At 65.4% G+C, this 731-nt stretch carries 1 protein-coding gene; it reads left to right on the forward strand.

What is annotated here, in order from left to right; all coding sequences use genetic code 11:
- Positions 1-731: MFS transporter (locus DID98_RS35520; RefSeq protein WP_124572245.1), on the forward strand; the 731-nt coding region annotated here is incomplete at both ends.

Consider the following 731-nt stretch of genomic DNA (forward strand, 5'->3'; position numbering starts at 1 on the left):
CGCATCATGCTGACGTGGGCCGTGATTTCCGCGAGCTTCGTGTTCGTGAAGTCGCCCGCCGCGTTCTACGTGCTGCGGTTTCTTCTCGGCGTCGCCGAAGCGGGCTTCGCGCCAGGCGTGATCCTGTACCTCACGTACTGGTTCCCATCAGCACGTCGTGCCAAGGCGCTGTCGCTGTTCTTCATGGCGATTCCGCTGGCGGGGATCATTGGCGGCCCGCTGTCGGGCGCGATCATGCATTCGCTGCACGGCGCGATGTCGATGGCGGGCTGGAAGTGGCTGTTCCTGCTCGAAGCGTTGCCTTCGTTCGTGCTGGGCTTTGCGATCCTGCTGTATCTCGATGACGGCATTGCCGGCGCGAAATGGCTGACCGATGCCGAAAAAACCTTGCTGGCGCGCAATGTGTCGGCCGACGCCGAGCACACTACCGCCCACCTGTCGATTCGTGCGTTCGTCGCCGACCGCCGCCTGTGGTTGATGGCCGCGATCTACTTCTGCGTCGTGCTCGGCCAGTACGGCCTCACGTTCTGGCTGCCCACGATCATTCGCAAGGCCGGCGTCGCCGATCCGCTGTGGGTCGGCCTGTTCACCGCGATTCCGTATGCGTGCGCGATCGTCGCGCTGCCGCTGATCGGCATGAGCGCGGATCGCCGCCGCGAGCGCCGCTTCCATCTCGCGGTGCCGATGCTGATCGCGGCGGCGGGCTTCGCGACGTTGCCGATGCTCGGCAG

This window comes from Burkholderia sp. Bp8984 (assembly GCF_003853755.1).
Taxonomy (GTDB): Bacteria; Pseudomonadota; Gammaproteobacteria; order Burkholderiales; family Burkholderiaceae; genus Burkholderia.